The organism is Aeromonas sp. QDB34 (assembly GCF_027705405.1).
Classification (GTDB): domain Bacteria; phylum Pseudomonadota; class Gammaproteobacteria; order Enterobacterales; family Aeromonadaceae; genus Aeromonas; species Aeromonas hydrophila.
On record NZ_JAPDBT010000009.1, the window covers coordinates 114244 to 137441 of the forward strand.

General features: G+C 62.6%; 18 protein-coding genes. 10 read left to right on the forward strand and 8 right to left on the reverse strand.

Annotated features, from left to right (window positions below; all coding sequences use genetic code 11):
* Nucleotides 1–34: 34 nt before the first annotated feature.
* The 5 genes from OKC29_RS13835 to grpE all read right to left on the reverse strand — a co-directional run bounded on the left by OKC29_RS13835 (nucleotide 35) and on the right by grpE (nucleotide 7065).
* On the reverse strand, nucleotides 35–991 hold the full coding sequence (locus tag OKC29_RS13835) for an aminoimidazole riboside kinase (protein WP_073351049.1): 957 nt from the start codon (nucleotides 989–991) through the stop codon (nucleotides 35–37).
* A gap of 115 nt (nucleotides 992–1106) precedes the next feature.
* Nucleotides 1107–2597, reverse strand: coding sequence for a carbohydrate porin (locus OKC29_RS13840; RefSeq protein ID WP_073351050.1), 1491 nt, complete (start codon nucleotides 2595–2597; stop codon nucleotides 1107–1109).
* A gap of 263 nt (nucleotides 2598–2860) precedes the next feature.
* The gene (gene dnaJ, locus OKC29_RS13845) at nucleotides 2861–4003 is read right to left on the reverse strand and encodes a molecular chaperone DnaJ (protein ID WP_011706780.1); all 1143 of its coding nucleotides are present in this window, start codon (nucleotides 4001–4003) and stop codon (nucleotides 2861–2863) included.
* A gap of 254 nt (nucleotides 4004–4257) precedes the next feature.
* Nucleotides 4258–6186: a molecular chaperone DnaK gene (dnaK, locus tag OKC29_RS13850; RefSeq protein WP_011706781.1), complete on the reverse strand. Its 1929-nt coding sequence runs from the start codon at nucleotides 6184–6186 to the stop codon at nucleotides 4258–4260.
* Between the two features lie 303 nt (nucleotides 6187–6489).
* Nucleotides 6490–7065, reverse strand: a complete 576-nt coding sequence (gene grpE / locus OKC29_RS13855; RefSeq protein ID WP_017410718.1) for a nucleotide exchange factor GrpE — start codon at nucleotides 7063–7065, stop codon at nucleotides 6490–6492.
* A 269-nt stretch (nucleotides 7066–7334) separates the two neighbouring features.
* On the opposite strand from grpE, the gene nadK reads away from it, so the two are divergent.
* From nadK to OKC29_RS13900, 9 genes are all read left to right on the forward strand, one after another.
* Nucleotides 7335–8219, forward strand: a complete 885-nt coding sequence (gene nadK / locus OKC29_RS13860; RefSeq protein WP_145980027.1) for an NAD(+) kinase — start codon at nucleotides 7335–7337, stop codon at nucleotides 8217–8219.
* Nucleotides 8220–8330: 111 nt separating this feature from the next.
* Complete coding sequence (recN, locus tag OKC29_RS13865) at nucleotides 8331–9995, forward strand: DNA repair protein RecN (protein WP_011706784.1); 1665 nt, start codon at nucleotides 8331–8333, stop codon at nucleotides 9993–9995.
* A 584-nt stretch (nucleotides 9996–10579) separates the two neighbouring features.
* The gene (locus OKC29_RS13870) at nucleotides 10580–11473 is read left to right on the forward strand and encodes a DHHA2 domain-containing protein (protein ID WP_073351053.1); all 894 of its coding nucleotides are present in this window, start codon (nucleotides 10580–10582) and stop codon (nucleotides 11471–11473) included.
* 362 nt (nucleotides 11474–11835) lie between these two features.
* Entirely contained in the window at nucleotides 11836–12276 is a 441-nt protein-coding gene (locus OKC29_RS13875; protein ID WP_016351469.1) for a universal stress protein, read from the forward strand.
* A 215-nt stretch (nucleotides 12277–12491) separates the two neighbouring features.
* Nucleotides 12492–13655, forward strand: a complete 1164-nt coding sequence (gene macA, locus OKC29_RS13880; RefSeq protein ID WP_073351055.1) for a macrolide transporter subunit MacA — start codon at nucleotides 12492–12494, stop codon at nucleotides 13653–13655.
* Nucleotides 13652–15595: a MacB family efflux pump subunit gene (locus OKC29_RS13885; RefSeq protein ID WP_024945087.1), complete on the forward strand. Its 1944-nt coding sequence runs from the start codon at nucleotides 13652–13654 to the stop codon at nucleotides 15593–15595. The genes macA and OKC29_RS13885 overlap by 4 nt, the downstream gene beginning before the upstream one ends.
* On the forward strand, nucleotides 15592–16965 hold the full coding sequence (locus tag OKC29_RS13890) for an efflux transporter outer membrane subunit (protein WP_073351057.1): 1374 nt from the start codon (nucleotides 15592–15594) through the stop codon (nucleotides 16963–16965). The genes OKC29_RS13885 and OKC29_RS13890 overlap by 4 nt, the downstream gene beginning before the upstream one ends.
* Before the next feature lie 172 nt (nucleotides 16966–17137).
* Nucleotides 17138–17944: a siderophore-interacting protein gene (locus OKC29_RS13895; RefSeq protein WP_042065747.1), complete on the forward strand. Its 807-nt coding sequence runs from the start codon at nucleotides 17138–17140 to the stop codon at nucleotides 17942–17944.
* A gap of 259 nt (nucleotides 17945–18203) precedes the next feature.
* Complete coding sequence (locus tag OKC29_RS13900; RefSeq protein ID WP_162275747.1) at nucleotides 18204–19310, forward strand: 3-deoxy-7-phosphoheptulonate synthase; 1107 nt, start codon at nucleotides 18204–18206, stop codon at nucleotides 19308–19310.
* Nucleotides 19311–19891: 581 nt separating this feature from the next.
* Here OKC29_RS13900 and OKC29_RS13905 read toward each other — a convergent pair.
* Nucleotides 19892–20302, reverse strand: coding sequence for an H-NS family histone-like protein (locus tag OKC29_RS13905; RefSeq protein WP_017410727.1), 411 nt, complete (start codon nucleotides 20300–20302; stop codon nucleotides 19892–19894).
* A gap of 415 nt (nucleotides 20303–20717) precedes the next feature.
* Nucleotides 20718–21140, reverse strand: coding sequence for a GNAT family N-acetyltransferase (locus OKC29_RS13910; protein WP_041213686.1), 423 nt, complete (start codon nucleotides 21138–21140; stop codon nucleotides 20718–20720).
* A 186-nt stretch (nucleotides 21141–21326) separates the two neighbouring features.
* On the opposite strand from OKC29_RS13910, the gene OKC29_RS13915 reads away from it, so the two are divergent.
* Nucleotides 21327–21827: an SRPBCC family protein gene (locus tag OKC29_RS13915; protein WP_011706794.1), complete on the forward strand. Its 501-nt coding sequence runs from the start codon at nucleotides 21327–21329 to the stop codon at nucleotides 21825–21827.
* A gap of 76 nt (nucleotides 21828–21903) precedes the next feature.
* On the opposite strand, the gene OKC29_RS13920 is transcribed toward OKC29_RS13915, so the two are convergent.
* On the reverse strand, nucleotides 21904–23181 hold the full coding sequence (locus tag OKC29_RS13920) for an NAD(P)/FAD-dependent oxidoreductase (RefSeq protein ID WP_024945092.1): 1278 nt from the start codon (nucleotides 23179–23181) through the stop codon (nucleotides 21904–21906).
* Nucleotides 23182–23198: the final 17 nt, after the last annotated feature.

Below are 23198 nucleotides of genomic sequence, written 5' to 3' on the forward strand. Positions count from 1 at the left end.
GTAGGGGCTGTCGAGCCGGGCTTCTAGCCGCAGCTCAACAGCCGTCTGCGCCTGATCGCAAAAATTCATCCAGTTCGGTGCGGGTCGGCAGCGCCGTCATCGCCCCCTTGGCGGTGGTGGCAAGCGCCCCGCAGCCGTGGGCCTGGGCCAGGATGGCGGGCAGCTCGGCCAGCGTCGGCAGCGAGGTCCGCCCGGCCAGGGCCGCCAGCAGACCGGCCACGAAGGCGTCCCCCGCCCCCGTGGTGTCGAGCGGGGTCACTTTCGGCCCCACCCACTCCAGCAGCTCATCACCCAGACGGGCCACCACACCGGCCGCCCCCCGGGTCACCAGCACCAGCGCCGGCCCCGCGATGGTGGCGAGCCCCGCCACCAGATCATCCAGACCGCTCAGCAGTTGCAGCTCCTCCACCGACAGCTTGACCACATCCGCCCGCGCGATGGCTTCGCGCACCAGCGGCAGCATCTCGGCCGGGTTGCCCCACACCTCGGGCCTCAAGTTGGGGTCGAAGCAGACCCGTCCCCCGGCCGCCTTGATGGCCGCCATGGCCTGCAGGCAACTGCCGCGCACCGGTTCGTTGGCAAGCGCAATGGAGCAGGTGAGCAGCCACTGACCGGCATCGAAGCGGGGCAACTCATTCGGGGTGAGGAACTGGTCGGCACTGGGGCGCACCATGAAGGTGAAGCTGCGCTCCCCTGCCTCATCGAGTGCCACCAGCACGGTAGAGGTGCGATGGTCAGGATCGAGCCGCAGCGCAGCGATATCCACCCCCTCCCCGCTCAGGGTGTCGGCCATAAAGCGGCCGAACGGATCGGCGCCAACCCGCCCGATAAAGGCCGCATCGCCACCAAGCCGAGCCACGCCAACCGCCACATTGGCCGGCGCTCCACCCGGACACTGGAGGTAGTGCCGCTCCCCTTCCGGGATCAAGTCCACCACCGCATCCCCCATTACCCACACACGATTCGTCACCTTGCTACTCCACTGCTGCATCGGATCGACTGCCAAACCCGGACTCTGCTCTGTTGGCTGGCATTATCAGCTAAACCGTTTTAGCCAACCAACAGATCCCGGCACCAGCTGCCATTTTTGTGATCGGGATAACGAACTAGAACCAGGTTTCCATCTGCACGCCAAAGTTCCATTCACCGCCGGCGGTGAAGTTGCTCTGGCCCATGGCATCGTTGCTGGCGTAGTGGTCGAGCTCGGAAGACCAGTCCATCCAGGTGGCGAACACCCGCAACTCGGGCCGCTCGAAGAAACCGGCGGTCTGCGCCTTGAAGGTGGGGGCGAAAGTGAGCTTGGTGAAGTCGCCGCTCACCGCCTGGCGACCCTTGTAGCCCTTGGGATCCAGGTCCATGTACTGCCAGGTGGCCTCGTAGACCAGCTCGACGTTCTGGCTCAGCACCTGGGCCAGCCGGCCATTGAGGGTCACCCAGCGGTATTCGTCCCCCTTCACGTAGCGATCCTTGCTCTGCTCGGCCAGCAGGGCCGGGGCGATACGCCAGCGCGGGGCAAGGTCGGTGGCACCAAACACGGCGACCCGCACCGCATCGGCGTCCGGCAGCAGCTCGCTGTCGGAGCCCAGCCCCTTGAGCTCGGCACCCAGGCCATGACCATACAGCACCGCCGCCTTGGAGAAGCCGGGGTTGATGCCAAAGAAGCTGTCGGCGTGGTAGGCCAGCAGGGTGTGCGCCCCCTTGTTCGCCGCTTCGCTGCCCGCGCCACCATCGTTGATGCGGGTCTCGTTGTCCTTGGCGGAGAGGCCGTTCACCATCCACTGCCAGTTGCCAACGCGGTTGTTCATGGTGAGGATGTAGCTCTCGATGTCGGAGAGGCCGCTGGCGCTGATGTCGCCGTAGTCACGCCCGTAGAGAGAGAAGTTGGCCTTCCAGCTGTCGGCCAGCTGCACGTCGTAGACACCGCCGCCGGTGCCAGCCAGGAACACCACGTCCGAGTCGAGCCAGTGGATGTCAAAGTTGTCCCGGTCAAAGCGCTTGCCCGCCCACAGCACCGCACTCTTGAAGGGGCCCTCGAAGCTCGCCAGATTGCCGATCTCGGCAAACACCTGACGGGTGTTGAGGCTCGAATCGCTGGCGGTCCAGTCGTTGCTGGTCTCCACCCCGTCTGCCAGCATCAGCTTATAGCGGGCCCAGCTGCCATCGGCGAAGGTCTGGGTCTTCAGCAGATTGGCCTCCATGTAGGTGTCATCCTCGTTGCCAAGGCGACCCACGGCACCGCCCACCGAGCCGGCCGGGGTGATGTAGGGGCCGCCGCGGCCCCCGTTGCCATTGCCGTTGACCAAGAGGCCCGAGCGGGCATAACCGTGGAACTCGAAACCCTGGGCCCCGGCGGTCTGCTTGTCCACCTTCTCGCTCTGGGCCTTGGCCACCACGGCCGTTTCGCGGGCTTCGTTTGCCTTGCTCTGGGCCTCATCGGCCCGCGCTTCGGCGGCGGTGGCGCGCGCCTCGGCGGCCTGCACCCGCGCCTCCAGCGCCGCCAGACGGGCCTCGATACCACCATCCGCCGCCCACAGCGGGCTGCTCATCCCCAATCCCAGCGCTACCGCCAGCGCCAACTTGTTCTTGCACATCGTCATCGTCCTCACCTGTCATCTGTTGCCCGGTCGGGCCTGTTGTTATCGACGACGAGAGCATAGCTAAACCAATTTAGCTAACTCAATATGCCAGCTAAACCGTTTCAGCAGCAGTGTGAGCGGGATAACATTCGTACAGCAGAAATTGGCGGAAGTTGTGAGGAAGATCCCTCATCGGGATCCACTCAACAAGCGGGGATCTTGCTAAAACAGGGGTAAAAAAAGAGCCGGCGCAGGGCCGGCTCTTTATATCTGGGTCGCGAAAATCAGCTGGTCAGATCGTCGAAGAAGCGTTTCACCCCTTCGAAGAAGCCTTCCGATTTCGGCTTGTGGGTCTTGGCGGCGGCGCCGCTGAAGGACTCGTCCAGCTGGCGCAGCAGCTCTTTCTGGGACTCGGTCAGCTTGACCGGGGTCTCGACCACCACCTTGCACATCAGATCCCCCACCTGGCCGGAGCGCACGGACTTCACGCCCTTGCCCCGCATGCGGAACATCTTGCCGGTCTGGGTCTCCGGAGTGACCTTGAGCTTGACCCGGCCATCCAGGGTCGGCACTTCGATCTCGCCACCGAGGGCTGCCGCGGTAAAGCTGATGGGCACTTCGCAGTAGAGGTTGTTGCCGTCACGCACGAAGATCTCGTGCTCCTTGACGTGCACCTGTACGTACAGATCGCCTGCCGGTGCGCCGGCTTCCCCCGCTTCCCCTTCGCCGGAGAGACGGATGCGATCGCCAGTGTCGACGCCAGCCGGGATCTTGACCGACAGGGTCTTGGTCTTCTGGTAGCGTCCCTCGCCATGACACTTGCGGCACGGATCCTTGATGATCTTGCCGCGACCGTGGCAGTGCGGGCACGCCTGCTGCACCGCGAAGAAGCCCTGACGCATCTGCACCTGGCCGGAGCCGTGGCAGGTCGGGCAGGTCTGGGCCGAGCTGCCGGTGTGGGCACCGGAGCCGTTACAGACTTCACAGTGAACCAGGGTCGGCACCTTGATCTCCTTGGAGACCCCGCGTACCGCCTCTTCCAGCGTCAGCTCCATGGTGTAGCGCAGATCGGAGCCACGGGCCGGGCCACGACGGCCGCCGCCACGGCTGCCACCAAAAATATCGCCAAACACGTCGCCGAAGATGTCGCCGAAATCGGCGCCGCCGCCAAAGCCGCCGTGGCCACCGCCACCCTGGCTCTGATCCACCCCGGCATGACCGTACTGGTCATAGCGGGCACGCAGATTGGCATCGGTCAGGATCTCGTAAGCTTCCTTGACCTCTTTGAACTTCTCTTCGGCCCCGGCATCGCCCTGGTTGCGGTCAGGGTGATACTTCATGGCCAGACGCTTGTACGCCTTCTTGATCTCGCGTTCGTCGGCATCCTTGGATACCCCGAGCACTTCGTAGAAATCGCGCTTCGACATACTCATCCTGTTGCTATATCAGCAGTTACGCAGACGGGCGTTGGTCACCCAACGCCCGTAAATTCATTGACGAATCTGCTCACACTCTTACTACGAAGCCGTGATCAAGGCTCATGTGCTGCTCAGAATCCTCATGTATTCACATACACTCCGGTTCTTGCGCTGCTCTTTACCTTGCTGACGGCCTCTCGCGACAGACCGTGAACAGATTCTGAGCCGATGGGCGAAGCCTGCTTCGCCCATCTGGGTCGGGCTTACTTCTTGTCGTCTTTCACTTCTTCAAACTCGGCGTCGACCACGTCATCGTCAGCCTTGGCGGAAGAAGAGGACTGACCGGCATCAGCACCCGCGGCACCTTGCGCCTGAGCCTGCTGCTGGGCAATTTCCATCAGCTTCTGGGACGCTTCCAGCAGAGCCTGCTGTTTGGCTTCGATGGCAGCCTTGTCGTCACCCTTGATGGCGCTTTCCAGCTCGCTCAGCGCGGCTTCGATCTTGGTCTTGTCGTCGGCAGGCAGGGCTTCACCGGCTTCGGTGATCTGCTTGCGGACGGAGTGGACCAGACCATCAGCCTGGTTGCGGGTCTGCACCAGCTCTTCGAACTTCTTGTCCTCGGCCGCGTTGGCTTCGGCTTCGCGTACCATGCGTTCGATCTCGTCATCAGACAGACCAGAGGAGGCCTGGATGGTGATCTTCTGCTCCTTGTTGGTCTCCTTGTCTTTGGCGGAGACGTGCAGGATGCCGTTGGCGTCGATGTCGAAGGTCACTTCAATCTGCGGCAGACCACGCGGTGCCGGACGGATGCCTTCCAGGTTGAACTGGCCCAGAGACTTGTTGTCGCTGGCGCGCTTGCGCTCACCCTGCAGCACGTGAATGGTCACGGCAGACTGGTTGTCTTCGGCAGTGGAGAACACCTGGGACTTCTTGGTCGGAATGGTGGTGTTCTTCTCGATCAACGCAGTCATCACGCTACCCATGGTTTCGATACCCAGGGAGAGCGGGGTCACGTCCAGCAGCAGTACGTCGGTCTTGTCACCGGACAGTACGGCACCCTGGATGGCAGCACCCATGGCCACGGCTTCGTCCGGGTTGACGTCTTTGCGCGGCTCTTTGCCGAAGAAGTCGGCAACGGCCTTCTGCACCATCGGCATGCGGGTCTGACCGCCTACCAGGATGACGTCGTCGATCTCGCCAACGGCCAGACCGGAGTCTTTCAGAGCGACACGGACCGGCTCCAGGGAGTCTTTCACCATGTCTTCCACCAGGGATTCCAGCTTGGCGCGGGTCACCTTGATGTTCATGTGCTTCGGACCGGTGGCATCTGCAGTGATGTACGGCAGGTTGACGTCGGTCTGCTGAGCGGAAGAGAGCTCGATCTTGGCTTTCTCGGCCGCGTCTTTCAGACGTTGCAGGGCCAGCTGATCCTTGCGCAGGTCGATGCCCTGCTCGCGCTTGAACTCTTCAACCAGGTAGTTGATGACGCGGTTGTCGAAGTCTTCACCACCCAGGTGGGTGTTACCGTTGGTCGCCAGTACTTCGAAGGTGGTCTCGCCTTCCACTTCGTCGATCTCGATAATGGAGATGTCGAAGGTACCGCCACCCAGGTCATACACGGCAACCTTGCGCTCGCCCTTGACCTTGTTCACGCCGTAGGCGAAAGCAGCGGCTGTCGGTTCGTTGATGATGCGTTTTACATCCAGACCGGCGATGCGACCGGCATCCTTGGTAGCCTGACGCTGGGCATCGTTGAAGTAGGCCGGCACTGTGATGACCGCTTCGGTCACCGGCTCGCCCAGATAATCTTCGGCGGTCTTCTTCATCTTCTTCAGCACTTCGGCAGAGATCTGCGGCGGTGCCATTTTCTTGCCTTTGACTTCTACCCAGGCGTCACCGTTGTCGGCCTTGGCGATGGCGTACGGCATGATCTCCAGATCGCGCTGTACTTCGTCATCTTCAAAACGACGGCCGATCAGACGCTTGATAGCGAACAGCGTGTTCTTCGGGTTGGTGATGGCTTGGCGCTTGGCCGGCTGACCAACCAGGATTTCGCCGTCATCGGCATAGGCAATGATGGACGGAGTAGTACGGTCACCTTCCGCGTTCTCGATCACGCGAGCATGGTCGCCATCCAGAATAGCGACGCAGGAGTTGGTAGTACCCAGGTCAATACCGATGATTTTACCCATTTGACGAATCTCCAAATACTTTGAATAAACTGGCGAGGGGCTCGCCTTAATGCGTTAACGGCTAGGTGGGGGCTGCCAATCTGGCTTTCAAGCTCCCGGCATCAAATTTTTTGTGCCGCCGTGGCCTTGCATCCTATATGGGGTCGCAAGCCGCCGCTTCAAGCCCCGCCCTGAAAAAACCTGCCTTCATTCATTGCCATTGGCAGGATGAAGACCGGCTATCTGTGCCCCCGGCGACCACAGGGCCGGGGCACTTGCCAATAAAAAGCCCGCCGAGCGGCGGGCTCAGCACAGCGATGGGGCTCAGGCCGGGGCCTTGGAAACCATCACCATGGCCGGACGAATGACGCGGCCGTTGAGCTCGTAACCCTTCTGCATCACCGCAATGACGGTGTTGGGGGCAAGCTCGGCGTTCTCGATCATGCTCATCGCCTGATGGGCATTGGGGTCGAACGGCTGATTGAGCGGGTCCAGCGGATTGAGGCCGAACTTGCCGACCGAGCTCTGCATGGACTTCAGGGTCAGCTCGACCCCTTCGATCATCGGCTTGAGCGCCTCGTTTTCCTTGTCGGCCAGCTCGATGGCACGCTCCAGGTTGTCCAGTACCGGCAAGAGCTCGGCGGCGAACTTCTCCAGCGCGAACTTGTGGGCCTTCTCCACGTCCTGGGCCGCACGGCGACGCAGGTTTTCCATCTCGGCGACGGCACGAATGGCACGCTCGCGCTCTTCGGCAGAGGCTTGCTGGGCGGCATCCAGTTGTGCCTCAAGCTCGGCAATGCGGGCCTGCTCGGCTGTCACTTCACTGTCTACATCGGTCGGCTCGACTGGCTGGGCTTCCACTTGCTCCATCGCTTCAACCTTTTGTTCTTCGTGGTTCATGACATCTCCAATTCCGGGGTTACTTATTGAGGGCCCGACCACCCGGTTGAGCGACCGGACGGCAATGGGCCGACTATGTTGGCGCTATTATGGGGATGGATCCCCGGCTTTCAAGGGGAAAAGGGCGCCATTATCGCCAAGAGCGTGCGGCGGCGGGCAATTTGGGGCTTTTTCCCGGCATCCGCTGCGGCCGGACCAGCCGGTGGCAGACAAATCCCCCCCAAAGCGCGGTATACTCCCCCCAATACTCATCCCAGACCCGACAGACTATGGATTCTCCGTTCAAAACCATCGCCCTGATTGGCAAACCCCACCACGAAGGGGCCAACCAGACCCTGACCGGCCTGCATCAATACCTGACCACCCGCGGTTTTCGGGTACTGGTGGAGAGCCGGGTGGCCCAAGCCCTCGGCATCATGGACGAGAACGTGATGGATCTGGTGCAGCTGGGCCAGCAGGCCGATCTCGCCATCGTGGTCGGCGGTGACGGCAACATGCTGGGGGCCGCGCGGGTACTGTCGCGCTTCGACGTGGCGGTGATCGGGGTGAACCGGGGCAACCTCGGTTTTCTCACCGATCTCTCGCCGCAGGATTACCTGCTGCCGCTGGAGCAGGTGCTGTGCGGCCACTACAAGAGCGAGCACCGCTTCCTGCTAGAGGCGGCGGTTTATCGCCATGGCGAGCGCAAGTCCAACAATCTGGCGGTCAACGAGGCGGTGCTGCACCCGGGCAAGATTGCCCACATGATCGAGTTCGAGGTCTACATCGACGGCAGCTTCATGTACAGCCAGCGCTCGGACGGCATCATAGTGGCCACCCCCACCGGCTCCACCGCCTACTCATTGTCGGCGGGCGGCGCCATCCTCACCCCCAAGCTCAATGCCATCACGCTGGTGCCCATGTTCCCGCACACCCTGAGCAGCCGCCCCATCGTGCTGGACGCCGACAGCGAAGTGCGGCTGCTGGTCTCACCGGACAATCAGGACGACGCCATGCAGGTGAGCTGCGACGGTCAGGTGACCCTGGCTGTCCACCCGGGTGACGAGATCCTCATCAAGAAGAGCAGCCACAAGCTGCATCTGGTGCATCCGCTCGACTACAGCTACTTCCACGTGCTGCGCAACAAGCTCGGCTGGGGCAGCAAGCTGTTCTGACGCGCGCTGGACGTTCCTGCACATCCTGTTGCGGGTCGACTCTTTACTGTATGGAAAACCAGTATATACTGGATGCATACACAGTAATGTTGGCCCATACAGGATGAGACCATGCTGACCCAGCTGACCGTCAACAACTTCGCCATCGTCAAGTTTCTCGAACTCGATCTGCAACCGGGCATGACCTGCATCACGGGTGAGACCGGGGCCGGTAAATCCATTGCCATCGACGCCCTGGGCCTGTGCCTGGGAGAACGGGCCGAGGCCGGCATGGTACGACCGGACAGCGACAAGAGCGAGGTCAGCGCCCGCTTCCTGCTGGACGGCAACCCGGCCGCCCGCGCCTGGCTCGCCACCAACGAGCTGGAAAACGAAGGGGAGTGTATCGTGCGGCGGGTCATCTCCGCCGAAGGGCGCTCACGCAGCTACATCAACGGCGTGCCCGTCCCCCTCACCCAGCTCAAGAACCTGGGCCAGCTGCTGGTCAACGTGCACGGTCAGCATGCCCACCAGATGTTGCTCAAGCCCGACTACCAGCTCGCCCTGCTCGATGGCTACGCCGGCCACCATCTGCTGCTCGATGAGGTACGTCGCCACTACCAGCAGTGGCGCCAGCTGCAGAACGAACTCAACCGGCTCAAGGCCGAACAGCAGCAGCGGGAGGCCCGTCGCCAGCTCATCGAATATCAGGTGCAGGAGCTGGACGAGTTCGCACTGCAGCCGGGGGAGTTTGAAGAGATTGAAGAGGAGCACCAGCGGCTGGCCAACGGCACCGAGCTGATGCAGGAGTGCGGCGCCTGTCTCGACCTGCTCTATGACAACGAGGAGACCACCATCGCCGGCCTGCTGCAGACCGTCGTCGATCGGGCCGAGAGCCTGGTCGCCATGGATAGCCGGCTTGGCGACGTGCTCGGCATGCTCAACGAGGCGCTGATCGGTGTACAGGAAAGCCACAGCGAACTGCGTAATTATCTGGACCGGCTGGAGCTGGATCCCGAGCGTTTCAACGAGCTGGAAGCCCGCCTCTCCAAGGCCATCAACCTGGCCCGCAAGCACCACGTCAAACCGGCCGAGCTGGCCCTGCACCACCAGGAGCTGGCCGCCGATCTGGCGCGCCTTAACTCCGACGAGGAGCGGCTGGAGGGGATGGAAGACGAGCTGGCCGAGGCCCGCCTGGCCTTCGTACAAGCTGCCGAGGCCCTGAGCCAGAGTCGCCAGCGCTACGCCGAGGAGCTTGGCGCCAAGGTGAGTGCCAGCATGCACGAGCTGGCGATGCCGGATGGCCGCTTCGCTATCGAGGTACGCCCCGATGCCCAGAGCAGCCTCTCGCCCCTTGGCATCGATCGGGTGGAGTTCATGGTCACCACCAACCCGGGCCAGCCCATTCAGCCGCTCGGCAAGGTGGCCTCCGGCGGTGAACTGTCGCGCATCAGCCTGGCCATCGTGGTCATCAGCGCCCGCAAGGTCTCCACCCCCACCCTGATCTTCGACGAGGTGGATGTGGGGATCAGCGGCCCGACTGCAGCCGTGGTGGGGCGCCTGCTGCGCCAGCTGGGTGAATCCACCCAGGTGATGGTGGTCACCCACCTGCCGCAAGTCGCGGGTAAGGGCCATCAGCACATGGTGGTCAGCAAGCACACCGATGGCAAGACCACGGAAACCCAGATGCAAGCGCTGGATCAAGGGGCCCGCCTCAACGAGCTGGCCCGCCTGCTGGGGGGGGATCAGATCACCGACAATACCCTGGCCAACGCCCGCGAACTGCTGGCCTGCTGAGATACAGGCCAGCCATCTGCACGCGGGGCCCACGGTGAGCATCGGGTACCCCGTGTAACCCCGCCTGCTGGTGACGGCGGTTTGCCGCTTAGCGGCTTGGGCGCCATCACCATGCCGCCGTTGCCGCATTCTGGAGAGATCACCCCCTGGCGGTTTGGATGGTCACGGCCTGCCTGGCCGGGTTGGAGCATCCTTGTCGCTAACCAACCCGAGCCACGGCCTTATCTCTTTGCTTGCCCATCCCCCTATCCACCTCCTGCAACGTGAACCTTGCGGTGATGGGCGAGCCCGCCGGCGCTTGCCACACGACTATCTCCTTCCGCTTGTCTCCCTGTCCGGGCTTGCCTCCCTTCCAGCCCTAATCTACAGCCCTGGTCTACCTCCCTGCCCCAAGACGATTCAGCAGCAGAAGTGTGCGTCCCTTTGACCACAGGGTTTCACCCGCCGCAGAGCGGCTTGCGCCGGTTGCCATCAGCGGGGACGGCGCATAGAGTGAAACCAGAGCGGGGGCCAGCCCCTGTTTTCCCATTTGCCCGCATACCTGAGCTTGCCTCAGGTACGTCATCAACCGCAGGAATGGCACCATGCTCCACGTGTTTGGTCACAAGAATCCCGACAGCGACAGTATCTGTACCGCTCTGGTTGCCGCCGACTGGCTCAATCATCAGGGCCGGGCGGCCCAGGCCTACGCCCTCGGCGAGCCCATCGCCGAGACCCGCTTCATTCTGGAAACCGCCGGCGTTGCCGCCCCGCCTCTGCTACAAGGCAGCGTGGCCAACAAGGAGGTGTTCCTGGTGGATTTCAGCGAGCTGGAGCAGGGCCCAGAAGGGCTGGCCGAGGCGGACGTGCAGGGCCTCATCGATCACCATCGCATCGGTACCCTCATCACCCGGGGTCCGCTCGATGCCTGGATCCGTGCCGTCGGGTGCAGCGCCACCGTGCTGCTGGATCTGATGGGCTATGACACCCTCTCCCGCGCCCAGGCTCGCCTGCTGCTGGGGGCCATCATCAGCGATACCTTCAGCCTCACCTCGCCCACCACCACGGCCCGCGATCGCGCTGCCGTCCATGCCCTGCTGCCGCTGGCCGATCTGGCGCTGGAGCCCTTTGCCCAGACCCTGCTGGAACGCCGCACCCAGCTCGGTGACGCCCCCATGACCGAACTGCTTGCCGCCGACGAGAAGGCCTACCAGATCGCCGGCTACCAGCTCTATGTCAGCCAGATCTGCGTGATGGATCCCGCCCAGCTGCACAGCCGCCAGGCCGAGCTGGAACAAGCCATGCAAGCGCGGCTGATGCAGGACGAACTGGATGCCTATGTGTTGATGCTGACCGATCTGGCCAAGGGGGGCAGCCAGCTCTACTTCGCCAGCAACGGCATTCTGCCCGAGCAGCCGACGCATCTGGTTGGTGCCGTCAGCCGCAAGAAGGAGGGGCTGCCCTGGCTGACCCGCTATCTCTCCGGCGAGCAGATCTGACCCCAGGCGGCGGGCCGGCCTCTGCCGGTTCGTCGCCCACTCCTCTTTTCAGCCCCCCTTCATCGTCTGCCTCACCGGCCCATTCACGGTGCTTCCCGGCCAGACGACTCATGCTTTGCTCACACTTTTAACGCCTCGTACCTCATTTTCCCGCCAAAACCCGGTTTTCCTTCATTTTCCATTCAACTCAGTCTGTTATGATGATGTAAACGAACATGGCCTGGCGATGCATCACCGACACGAGGTGACGCCTGCCGCACAGAGAGCCAGGTTCGTGCTATGCGACACATAGCGGGCACACAGTGGTATGGGACAGGCCGTTTGTCCCGGGTGACCCGCGCCATGCCAAGGGAGAACTGCTTATGACCTCAACCAATATTGTGCTGTTGCTGGAAGGCAAGGATTACGAGCAGGAGACGCTGGCCAAAGCGAGTCAATTGGCACAAGCCATGGGGGGCGAGCTGACCCTGTTGCACCTGACCCACAGCAGCAAGATGCGCCGCAAGAGCCTGTCGCTGTCGGAAGAGGAGCGCAGCGCCCAGGGCACGCTGGATGCCAAGGCCATCATCAGCGAACTCATCACCACCCTGCAGCACCCGGTGGATTACCAGTGTCTGGTGGTCGATGACGTGGTGCCCGACCTGAAACGCTGGCTGGCCGCCCACCCGACCGATCTGCTGCTGGTCGGCAGCCGCCACCACTGGATGGAAGGCTCCCTGGCCCGCCTGCTCATCTACAAGCTGCCGATCGACATCCAGATCTGCCACGAGCCCTACAGCGAGCAGCTCAAAGCCGTCGGTTGATGACCGGGGTGCCCACCCGTGAGGTGGGCACCCTGTTGCCACCTCTCTTTCGGGGTCCTTTTTACCCCGCCATCCCCTGCTTGCCCTCCTCATTGCCCCGGCCTAATGACAAGGCTATCTACATGTTTCCTTACATATTCATCGCTGTTTTTTAAGCCTCGTTTGCTGCAGGATATTGCCCTTGCACGCCTTCGTTCGCTTCTTTCAGGTGAAACATGAACATAACTCCCCAGCAGAGAAAAATTGCCCTGCTCGCCCTCATCCTCTTGCTCGCCATCGGCTGGCTGATCTGGCCGAGCAAGACGCCCGAGCCGGTGCTGACCGCCCAGGTGACCCGTCAGGACGTGGAGCAGACCGTGCTGGCCAGCGGGGTACTGCAGGCCATCGAGCAGGTGGACGTCGGTGCCCAGGTCTCCGGCCAGGTCACCTATCTCGCGGTGGAGGCGGGCCAGAAGGTCAAGCAGGGGGATTTGCTGGCTGAGATCGACCCGCTCATCGCCCAGAACAACCTCAAGACCGCCGAGGCGGATCTCGCCAGCCGCCGCGCCCAGCTCAAGATCAAGCAGGCCCAGCTCAAGCAGAACGAGCTAAGCTGGCGCCGTCAGCAACAGATGTTCAGGCAGGAAGCGAGCTCGCGCGCCGATCTGGAGAGCGCCGAAGCCCTCCTGGCCGTGACCAAGGCCGAGCTGCAAAGCGCCCAGGCCGAGGTCGAGAATGCCCAGATCAAGGTGGAACGCACCAAGACCGAGCTCGGCTACAACCGCATTCAGGCCCCCATGGATGGCACCGTCGTCAGCATTGTGACCCGTCAGGGGCAGACTCTGGCCGCCAGCCAGACGGTGCCGACCCTGCTCAAGCTCGCCAACCTGGAGACCATGACGGTCAAGGCGCAGATCTCGGAAGCGGACGTCACCCGGGTCAAGGCCGGCATGCCGGTCTACTTCACCCTGATGGGTGACCCGGATACCCGCTACCACGGCACCCTGCGCACCGTCGAGCTGGCTCCCACCAACATCAACGAGCAGGCCACCAGCACCACGGCCACCAGCAACGCCGCCGTCTACTACTACGCCCTGTTCGACGTGCCAAACCCCGATCACACCCTGCGGGTCGCCATGACCACCCAGGTCACTATCGTGCTCGGCGAGCGCAAGCAGGTGCTGACCATTCCGCAGACCGCCCTTGGCAAGAAGCTCGGGGAGAACGAGTACGAGGTCACCCTGCTCAAGGAGGGCGATCAGAAGGAGACCCGCCGCATCAAGACCGGCATGAAGGACGACATCAAGATCGAAGTGGTCAGCGGCCTGAGCGAGCAGGAGAAGGTCACCCTGGGTCAGGGCAAGCCGGCCAGCAACAATGACGTGGAGATCATGCTGTGAGCGAGCCGCTGATCCAGCTCAAAGGGATAGAGCGCCGCTATCAGAGCGGGGAGCAGGAAGTGACCGTGCTCCATCCGCTCGACCTCACCATCGAGGCGGGGGAAATGATCGCCATCGTCGGCGCCTCCGGCTCCGGCAAGTCGACCCTGATGAACCTGCTGGGCTGCCTCGATCGGCCGAGCAGTGGCCAGTACCTGTTCCGCGGTCAGGATACCGCGACCCTGGATGCCCTCTCCCTCGCCCGGTTGCGCTGCCACCACTTCGGCTTCATCTTTCAGCGCTACCACCTGCTGCCGCACCTCAATGCCGCCGCCAACGTGGAGATCCCGGCCGTCTACGCCGGTACGCCACGGGCCGAGCGCCAGGCCCGCTCCCAGGCGCTGCTCACGCGGCTGGGGCTCAGCGATCGCAGCCATCACACCCCGAGCCAGCTCTCCGGCGGCCAGCAGCAGCGGGTCAGTATCGCCCGGGCGCTGGCCAACGGCGGCGAGGTGATCCTGGCGGACGAACCGACCGGGGCCCTCGACAGCCAGAGCGGCAAGGAGGTGATGGCCATTCTCAAGGAGCTCCACGCCCAGGGCCACACCATCATACTGGTGACCCACGACATGGAGGTGGCCAGCCACGCCGACCGGATCATCACCCTGAAAGATGGCCGGGTGCAGGAGGACAGCGGCCGCAAGCCGGCGGCCGTCCCCGTGACCCCGACCGCCGCCCCTGCCAGCAAGGAAGGGGCAGGCCACGACTGGGATCGCTACCGGGAAGCGGCGCGCATGGCGCTGCACGCCATGCTGGCCCACCGCATGCGCACCTTCCTCACCATGCTTGGCATCATCATCGGCATCGCCGCCGTGGTGAGCGTGGTGGCGCTCGGCCAGGGGGCCCGCGCCAAGGTGATAGATCAGATCAACGCCATGGGCACCAACACCATCGACATCTTCCCCGGCAAGGATTGGGGGGACGAGAAGGCGGCCAGCATCCAGACCCTCAACAAGCGGGATCTCGACGCCCTGCTCGGTCAGCCCTATCTGGAAGGGGCCAGTCCCCAGATAGCCGCCCCCGGCCAGCTGCGTTATCGCAACAAGACCAGCAGCGGCAGCATAGTGGGGGTCGGCAACGACTTCTTCCGGGTCAAGGGGATGAAGCTCACCAACGGCCGGTTGTTCGACGAGCGCGACATCCAGAACCGGGCGGCGGTGGCAGTGGTGGACGGCAAGACCATCGAGAGCCTGCTCGGCAAGCAGGATCCCGTCGGCCAGGTGGTACTGGTCGGCACCCTGCCGGTGCGCATCATCGGCGTGGTGGAAGAGGAGACCGGGTTTGGCCGCAGCAGCCAGTCGGTGAACGTCTGGCTGCCCTACAGCGCCGTGATGAGCCGTCTCATCTCCCAGAACCACTTCAGCCAGCTCACCATCCGGGTCAAGGACGGGGTGCAACCGGCGCTGGCCGAACAGGCCGCCATCGAGCTGCTGACCCAGCGCCACGGGGTGAAGGACTTCTTCACCTTCAGCAGCGACAGCATCATCAAGTCGGTGGAGAAGACCACCGCCACCATGACGCTGCTGGTCTCCGCCATCGCGGTGATCTCCCTCATCGTCGGCGGCGTCGGGGTGATGAACATCATGCTGGTGTCGGTGGTGGAGCGTACCCGCGAGATTGGCATCCGCATCGCGGTCGGCGCCCGCCAGTCCGACATACTGCAGCAGTTTCTGATCGAAGCGGTGATGGTGAGCCTGCTGGGCGGCATGCTCGGGGTCGGCGTCTCCCTCTTCATCGGCCTGCTCTTCTCCCTGTTCGTGGAGAGCATCCAGATGCACTTCTCGCTCTTTTCCATCCTGATGGCGTTTGGCTGTTCCTCGCTCATCGGGATCCTGTTTGGCTACCTGCCCGCCCGCAATGCCGCCCGGCTCGATCCGGTCGAGGCGCTGGCGAGGGAATGACAATGTACCACTTATCCAAACTGGGGCTCTGCCTCACCCTGGCGTTCGGTCTCGGCGCCTGCAGCCAGCAGAGTAGCTATCAGCGGCAGGAGCTGGCGCTGGCCGACCACTGGCAACAGCCGGACGGCGGCCTCACCCGGCAGCAGGCCGGCCCCTGGTGGCAAGGCTTCCACGACCCCGAGCTGGATCGGCTGATCGAGGCCGTGCTGGCCGCCAACCCGGACATGCAGGTAGCCGGCCTGCGCCTGCGCAGTGCCCTGCTCGGCGCCGATCTGGCCGACACCAACCTGACCCCCTCGGTCAATGCCGGCATCAGCGGCAATGGCACCAAGGAGCTGAAGAGCGGCAAGGCCAGCGGCAGCATGGGCCCCTCCCTGACCCTCGGCTACGAGGTGGATCTGTGGGGCCGGCTCGCCTCGGTGCGGGATCAGGCGAGCTGGGAGGCCGAGGCCTCCGCCCAAGATCTGGCTGCCACCCGCCTGATGCTGATCGGCAAGGCGCTGGAGCAGTATTGGCAGCTGGCCTATCTCGGTTCGGCCATCACCCTCGGCCAGCAGCAGCTCGCCAACTATGAGCGTGCCGAGCAGCTGACCCAGGCCAAGTACCGGGCCGGCGCCATGACCCGGCTCGACCTGGTGCAGGCCAGCCAGCAGAAAGCCGGCAAGCAGGCGGAGCTCAGCTCGCTCCTGATGCAGCAGGAGCAGGCCCGCAATGCCCTGCGGCTGTTGCTCGGTCGCAGCAGCGGCCCGCTGGCATTCGAACCCAAGGCGCTGCCGACGACCCCCATCCCCACGCTGGCGGTCGGCATTCCGGCCGATGTGCTGGCGCGGCGGTCCGACGTGCGCGCCGCCGAGCTGCGCCTGCGCAAAACCCTGGCGAAAGGGGACGAGATCCGCACCGGTTTCTACCCCACCCTGAGCCTGACCGGCGGGGCCAGCAGCAGCTCGGACACCCTGACCCAGGTGCTGCAAAACCCGGTGGGTACCCTGGGCGCCACGCTGGCGCTGCCCTTCCTCGAGTACAACAAGACTAGGCTCGCCATCGCAGGCTCCAGGCTCGATTACCAGATCGCCGAAGCGGAGTTTCGCAAGCAGCTCTACAGCGCGCTGGTGGAGGTGGAAGATGGTCTGGCCGCCCGCCACCACGGCGAGCAGCGCCTGAGCTACCTGGCTGAGCAGCTGGACTTTGCCAAGGAGGCGGAGCGGCTGGCCAGAGCCCGCTACCAGGCCGGCGCCACCGGGGTGCAACCCTGGCTGGATGAGCAGAACCGGTTGTGGGATGCCGAGCTCGCCCTGCTCGGCCAGCAGAAGGAGCAGCTCAACACCATGGCCAGGATCTACAAGGCACTGGGGGGCAGCGATCGCAGCTGACCTGCCTTGCCTCATGCCCTCGCACCGCGCGAGGGCATCAGGCCTCTCCCTTATTCTTTCCCCTTGTGTGCCTTTTCCCCTCGACCAGGGCCTGACCGCTGGCGCACAAAGCAATTGATAATAATTTTCATTTAATGAAAAATGGGTGCCATTATCAGTCAGGAGTATGCCCATGTCCCAGTCCGCCCCGGTCAATCGTCCCCGTCTGCTCACGGTCAAGCACATTCAGGATGTGAGCCCGCACCTGCGCCGGATCTGCCTGACCAGCCCGGAGCTCGCTGACTACCCCTTCACCTGTGGCGGCGCCCATATCAAGATCATGCTGCCCCAGCCGGGCCAGGCCCACGCCGTATTGCCCACCCCCACCCCGCAGGGGCCGCGCTGGGAAGATCCGAGCCAGCGCCCCATCATGCGCACCTTCACCATTCGCGCGTTTCGCCGCGAGGCGCTGGAGCTGGACATCGACTTCGCTCTGCACGGCGATGGCGGCCCCGCCAGCCGCTTTGCCAACGAGGTCAAGCCTGGCGATCTGCTGGCCATCTCGGGCCCAGGTGGTCCGGACCCCATGCTGCAGCCCGCCAGCCACTACTACATGGTGGGAGATCTCACCGCCCTGCCCGCCATCAGCGCCATGGCCGAGGTGATGCCCGCCGATGCCCGCGGCCACATCGCCCTGCTGGTGCCCTATCAGGAAGATGTGCAGGATCTGTCGCTGCCCGCCGGGGTGACCCTGCGCTGGTTTGTCGGCTCCCCCGAAGAGACGGCGCCGCTGGTGGAGTACTTCACCGCCCTGCCGCTGGAAGAACAACAGAGCTACTTCTGGTTCGGCGGGGAAGAGGGATTGGTGGTCCCCATGCGCCGCCACGTACGGCGCACACTCGAGGTGGATCGCACCCGGGTCTACGCCGTGCCCTACTGGCGCCACGGCAAGGATGAAGAGGCCTATCACCACGCGCGTCACGACGTGATGGACAGCTAAATCAGCTGATTTTGTCCTGAAATATCAAGCTCATGGTCTGCCGGCCATGGGCTTGATTGCCATTGGTGCGATGCCACCCGCCTGCTCTCCCCCCCATTCTGGTATGCCGCTCGGTTGTGCTTGCATTTGTGGCCGACAACAAGATAATGATAATCACTCTCAACAATAACAGGTGATGACGCCCCATTGCAGCTCCCTCGTCCGGGTCCCGGTGTGGAGTGCACGTCATTCACTCCATTTGCACAGCAAGGTAATCCAGATGGCAGTCTTGAACTCGGTAATGCGCGCCTTCGCGGTGGAGGCTCTCCCCACTCCTGCCGACCTGTTGGCACTTCACCCCTGTCCCGCCGACCTGGCAACCGGGATCGATCAGCACCGTCAGCAGGTTCGCCAGATCCTGAGCGGGGATGACGATCGCCTGCTGGTGGTCATCGGTCCCTGCTCCATTCACGATCCCCTCGCCGCCCTCGATTACGCCCGGCGGCTGGCGGTGCTGGCCCACGACTATCGGGATCGGCTGCAGATAGTGATGCGCACCTATTTCGAGAAACCCCGCACCACGGTGGGCTGGAAGGGGTTGGTGTTCGACCCCCATCTGGACGGCAGCAACGACATAGGTCATGGCCTGCAGCTGGCACGCCAGTTGCTGCTCGACATCAACCGGCTGGGGCTGGCCACCGCCACCGAGTTTCTCGATACCACCAGCTTCCTCTACCTGGCCGATCTCATCAGCTGGGGAGCGATCGGCGCCCGGACCACGGAGTCACAGGTGCACCGGCAGCTGGCCTCTGCCCTGCCCTGCCCCATCGGCTTCAAGAACGGTACGGATGGCAACATCCGGGTGGCCATCGATGCCATCCAGGCCAGCGAAGCCTCCCACCTGTTTACCGCCCCTGGCAGCCAGGGCGGCATGGTGGTGATCAAGAGTGAGGGCAACCCGGCCGGCCACATCATCTTGCGTGGCGGCACCCGCCCCAATTATCACCAGAGCGATGTGGAAGAGGCGGCCGAGCGCCTGGCACGGCAGGGGCTCACGCCCCGACTGATGGTGGATTGCAGCCACGGCAACAGCCAGAAACTGCACAAGAACCAGATCCGGGTGGCAGGAGAGCTCTGCCGCCAGCTGGGGGAAGGCAGCGACACCATCGCCGCCGTCATGGTCGAGAGCTTCCTGCAGGGAGGCAGCCAGAAACCGGCGCCGCTGGCCGAGCTGGTGTATGGCCAGTCGGTCACCGATGCTTGCCTGTGCTGGGACGATACCCAGACCCTGCTCGCCATGCTGGCAGAGGCCGTCGAGACACGGCGCCAGCACCCTGGTCGGGCACAACCGGACATCGCCCGCTGGCATGCCCAGCTGGCCAGTTGAGCTACCATCAGCAATAAGGCTTCCGCAACGGGAGCCTTATTATTTTGCCGATATTCCCACCCTGTCGATTGCTCGGGTCTACCGATTAAATGACCAGCTCACTCTTTTTCCATGCAAAGTACGCTGACTTTCGGATCCGGCTGGAATTAATAATAAATTGGCTCAGGTATTACCCACTGCAGGCCGCAGACCAGCAGCCTCCCCCGGTCAGGGTGGATAACCACGCAGTAAAATCCGGCGGGTTATGGAGCAAAAAAGAGGCACGCCTTGCGACTGACTTAATGCTTTTCCCATTGCCACATCGTCAGCCAGCTAATACCTGACGGGCTATATGAGTCCAGATATGGCTGACATTTCGATGATCACGTGACAACAAAAGCGCGTACAGGGAGCTATCGGTACGACCATATCCAATTAATCATTCCATCATGGGACGACCAATTGACGTGCAGAGTGCCGGTCTGAATGCGACACAGCAAGGCCGTATCAGGGGAGTTGGGGAATTGACAGAAGATATTTTTGGTGAGCACAAATAATAATGCCGCCTCATGGGCGGCATCATTCATGATTGATCCCGTGGATCAGATCAGGAAATCATTCAGATCCTTGCCCAGTGCCACTTGTTCGGCAATGGCTTTCGGCATGCGACCTTGACCGGTCCAGGTTTTCTCCTGGCCATCTTCCTGGTACTTGTACTTGGCAGGACGCGGGGCACGCTTGCTCTTGGTCGCACCCGCAGCGGCAGCCGGGGCGGCGGCGCTGTTCAGCAGCTCACGGGGATCGATACCGGCCTGCTGCAGCATTTCAGTGAACTCGCTCAGCTTGCGCTGACGCTCTTCCTGTTCGGCACGCTCTTGTTCAACAGACTCGGCACGCTCGTTATATACCAGCTCGAACTTTTCTTTTGCTTCTTGCAGCTGTTCAAACGGCAATTCACGGATGGCAGCGCGCAGGCTGCGAATGTTCAGCAGAACTTTCAGAAACTCGTTCATTACTTCCTCACAGAATTATTTTTGTTTGTCACAGGGATAACACAGCTTGAGAATAGCACGGCTGTTTGATGACAACATAATGATTTTATAGCCGCTGTCACTTTCTTAACAAAAAGTGCGGCTGAATATACCGCTGACTTTATTCAGCCATTACCCATTACGTCACGCCAGCTCATCTTTTGCCATGCAATTCCCCATACCGGGTATGGCAAATAGCACAGATGTGCCCCGTTATATTTTCCATCACAGTTGCGACCGCTATTTTTACAATTGGCCACGGTTGTTAAAACCTGACTCACCCACATGAGACTCAAGGTAGACGATTGACACTATATATTACCGGCAGCGTCCGCTCGTTACTGCCGGCAATGCAGCTCTACAACCATGATCTGATCAGTCGCAGGGCGCTGGCGCCCTATTCCAGGATCAACCGCCGCCAGGGGCCGGTGATCTCGCAGTGGCCGGTTTCTGCCGTATTTTGCCATCCCAATCGATGGTAAAAGGCCAGCGCCGCCGTGTTGTGGGTCGCCACCTTGAGCGAGGCGGGCTTTTGAAAAGAGGCCAACCCGTGACTCAGCAGGGCCCGCCCCACCCCCTGCCCATGCCAGTCGGCCGAGACATAGAGGTGGTGAACGAAGCTTTCATCTCCCCAGATGGAGACAAACCCGCAAGGCGCTCCCCCCTGCTCGGCTACCCAGATCTGCTCGCCCCGGGTCTGCTCGTCAAAATCTTCCAGCCGAAAATGCGCGGGATCGACCCAGTGAAAAGTCTGCCGCCGCCCTTTGAGAAACAGCTGCGCCAGCTGGGGAATATCCGTCTCTTGCATGACTCTGATCATCAAAGCGTCCTTGTCATTGTGACTGCCTGATCCCACTCTCAATGGAACACAGGCACCATGTCAAATCGCACGGGCATAATAGTCTCTCGGCGATGGCAGGGGTGTGACACACCTCTGTCCATTTCATGAGCCATGGGACTATACTGCCTGAGTCCCATGTATGGATGGTTTGAGGCTCGCTGATTTATGGATAACAAGCAGATAGAAGGCAACATCTTTGTTCCGGCCCATATCGACGATGTCTGGCGCGCCTGGACAACTGAGAGTGGCCTGCGCAGTTTTCTGGCGCCGGAGTGCCTGATGGTGCCCGAACCGAATGGTCCCTTCGAAATCTATTTCAGACCCGATGCCCCGCTGGGTGAACGTGGCAGCGAAGGTTGCCGGGTGATGGCCGTCATGCCCCACGACCTGCTCAGCTTCAGCTGGAATTTCCCGCCCTCCCTGCCCCACATCCGCCTGCAGAAGACCCAGGTCAGCCTGCGGTTCGTGCCGGAAGGCCAGGGCACCCGGCTCTACTTCCTGCAAACCGGCTGGGCCAACGACCCGGACTGGGATCAGGGCTACGCCTACTTTCGTGAAGAGTGGCTGGAAACCAGCCTGCCGCGCCTGCAATACCGCTTCACCCACGGCCCCATCGACTGGAACAACCCGCCGGACAAGCAGCAACTGAAATCCCTGGCTCAATAAGAGCCCATATAAAGAAGAACACCGCCAACTGGCGGTGTTTCTTTTTTCATGCTGATCAGACTCGGCGCACGCTGACTCATACCCCCAGCCGGTCGCGCAGGGTGTACCAGGCGGCGCCGGCGGCGGTGAAGGGGATGCGGAACAGGCGGCCACCCGGGAAGGGGTAGTGCGGCAGTTTGGCAAAGGCATCGAAGCGCTCAGCCTGACCGCTCAACACCTCGGAGAGCAGCTTGCCCGCCAGATGGGTACAGGTGACGCCATGGCCACTGTAGCCCTGCATGTAGTAGATGTTGGAGCCGATACGGCCAAACTGCGGCAGCCGCGACAGGGTGAGCAGGAAGTTGCCGGTCCAGGTGTACTCCACCTTGACGTCCGCCAGCTGGGGGAAGGTTTTCAGCATCTTGGGGATGATCAGCCGCTCGATGTCCGCCGGATCCCGCGCCCCATAGACCACGCCACCGCCATAGATCAGCCGGTGATCACCGGAGGTACGGTAGTAGTCGAGCAGGTAGTTGCAATCTTCCAGGCAGTAGTTTTGCGGCAGCAGCGAGCGGGCCCGCTCCTCCCCCAGCACCTCGGTGGCGATCACCTGAGTGCCGCAGGGCATGCTCTTGCCGGCAAGCTCAGGCACCAGATTGCCGAGATAGGCGTTGCCAGCCACCACCACGAAGCGCGCCTTTACCGCCCCCTTGGCAGTCTTGACCAGCGCAGGCGTGCCCGGGGTGATGCTGATGACGGCGGACTGCTCAAAGATCTTGCCCCCCTGCAAGCGGATGGCCTCCGCCTCCCCCAGCGCCAGGTTGAGGGGGTGGATGTGGCCGCCGCTCTTGTCGAGCAGGGCACCGACGTAGCGATCGCTCGCCACCACCTCGCGCACGCCGTCGGCATCGAGCAGCTCCAGCTTGTCATTGCCCCACTTCTCCCAACGCGCCTGCTGCGCCTTGAGCTCGTGCAGCTGCTTCTCGGTCTCGGCGGCAAAGACACCGCCCTCCTGCAGATCGCACTGGATGTTGTAGCGCTTGATCCGCTCGCGGATGATTTGGCCCCCCTCAAACAGCATGGAACCGAGCAGCCTGGCCTGATCCGGCGGGCAGTTCGCTTCTATGGTGTCGATGTCACGGCTGTAAGAGTTGACGATCTGGCCACCGTTGCGACCGCTGGCGCCAAAGCCCACCCGGGCCGCCTCCAGCACCACCACCGAATAGCCCTTTTCCACCAGGTGCAGCGCGCTGGAGAGGCCGGTATAACCTGCCCCGATGACGCAGACGTCGCACTCCAGCTGTTCGGTCAACGTCGGATAGGGCGCGTGTTTGTTGGCACTGGCTGCGTAGTAACTGTTTACATGTTCGGTCATGATCCCTGTTTCCTTAC

Coding starts and splice junctions, on each gene's coding strand:
- OKC29_RS13835 (WP_073351049.1), bottom strand. CDS start 991: ATGCAGCAGTGGAGTAGCAAGGTGACGAATCGTGTGTGGGTAATGGGG.
- OKC29_RS13840 (WP_073351050.1), bottom strand. CDS start 2,597: ATGACGATGTGCAAGAACAAGTTGGCGCTGGCGGTAGCGCTGGGATTG.
- dnaJ (WP_011706780.1), bottom strand. CDS start 4,003: ATGTCGAAGCGCGATTTCTACGAAGTGCTCGGGGTATCCAAGGATGCC.
- dnaK (WP_011706781.1), bottom strand. CDS start 6,186: ATGGGTAAAATCATCGGTATTGACCTGGGTACTACCAACTCCTGCGTC.
- grpE (WP_017410718.1), bottom strand. CDS start 7,065: ATGAACCACGAAGAACAAAAGGTTGAAGCGATGGAGCAAGTGGAAGCC.
- nadK (WP_145980027.1), top strand. CDS start 7,335: ATGGATTCTCCGTTCAAAACCATCGCCCTGATTGGCAAACCCCACCAC.
- recN (WP_011706784.1), top strand. CDS start 8,331: ATGCTGACCCAGCTGACCGTCAACAACTTCGCCATCGTCAAGTTTCTC.
- OKC29_RS13870 (WP_073351053.1), top strand. CDS start 10,580: ATGCTCCACGTGTTTGGTCACAAGAATCCCGACAGCGACAGTATCTGT.
- OKC29_RS13875 (WP_016351469.1), top strand. CDS start 11,836: ATGACCTCAACCAATATTGTGCTGTTGCTGGAAGGCAAGGATTACGAG.
- macA (WP_073351055.1), top strand. CDS start 12,492: ATGAACATAACTCCCCAGCAGAGAAAAATTGCCCTGCTCGCCCTCATC.
- OKC29_RS13890 (WP_073351057.1), top strand. CDS start 15,592: ATGACAATGTACCACTTATCCAAACTGGGGCTCTGCCTCACCCTGGCG.
- OKC29_RS13895 (WP_042065747.1), top strand. CDS start 17,138: ATGTCCCAGTCCGCCCCGGTCAATCGTCCCCGTCTGCTCACGGTCAAG.
- OKC29_RS13900 (WP_162275747.1), top strand. CDS start 18,204: ATGGCAGTCTTGAACTCGGTAATGCGCGCCTTCGCGGTGGAGGCTCTC.
- OKC29_RS13905 (WP_017410727.1), bottom strand. CDS start 20,302: ATGAACGAGTTTCTGAAAGTTCTGCTGAACATTCGCAGCCTGCGCGCT.
- OKC29_RS13910 (WP_041213686.1), bottom strand. CDS start 21,140: ATGATCAGAGTCATGCAAGAGACGGATATTCCCCAGCTGGCGCAGCTG.
- OKC29_RS13915 (WP_011706794.1), top strand. CDS start 21,327: ATGGATAACAAGCAGATAGAAGGCAACATCTTTGTTCCGGCCCATATC.
- OKC29_RS13920 (WP_024945092.1), bottom strand. CDS start 23,181: ATGACCGAACATGTAAACAGTTACTACGCAGCCAGTGCCAACAAACAC.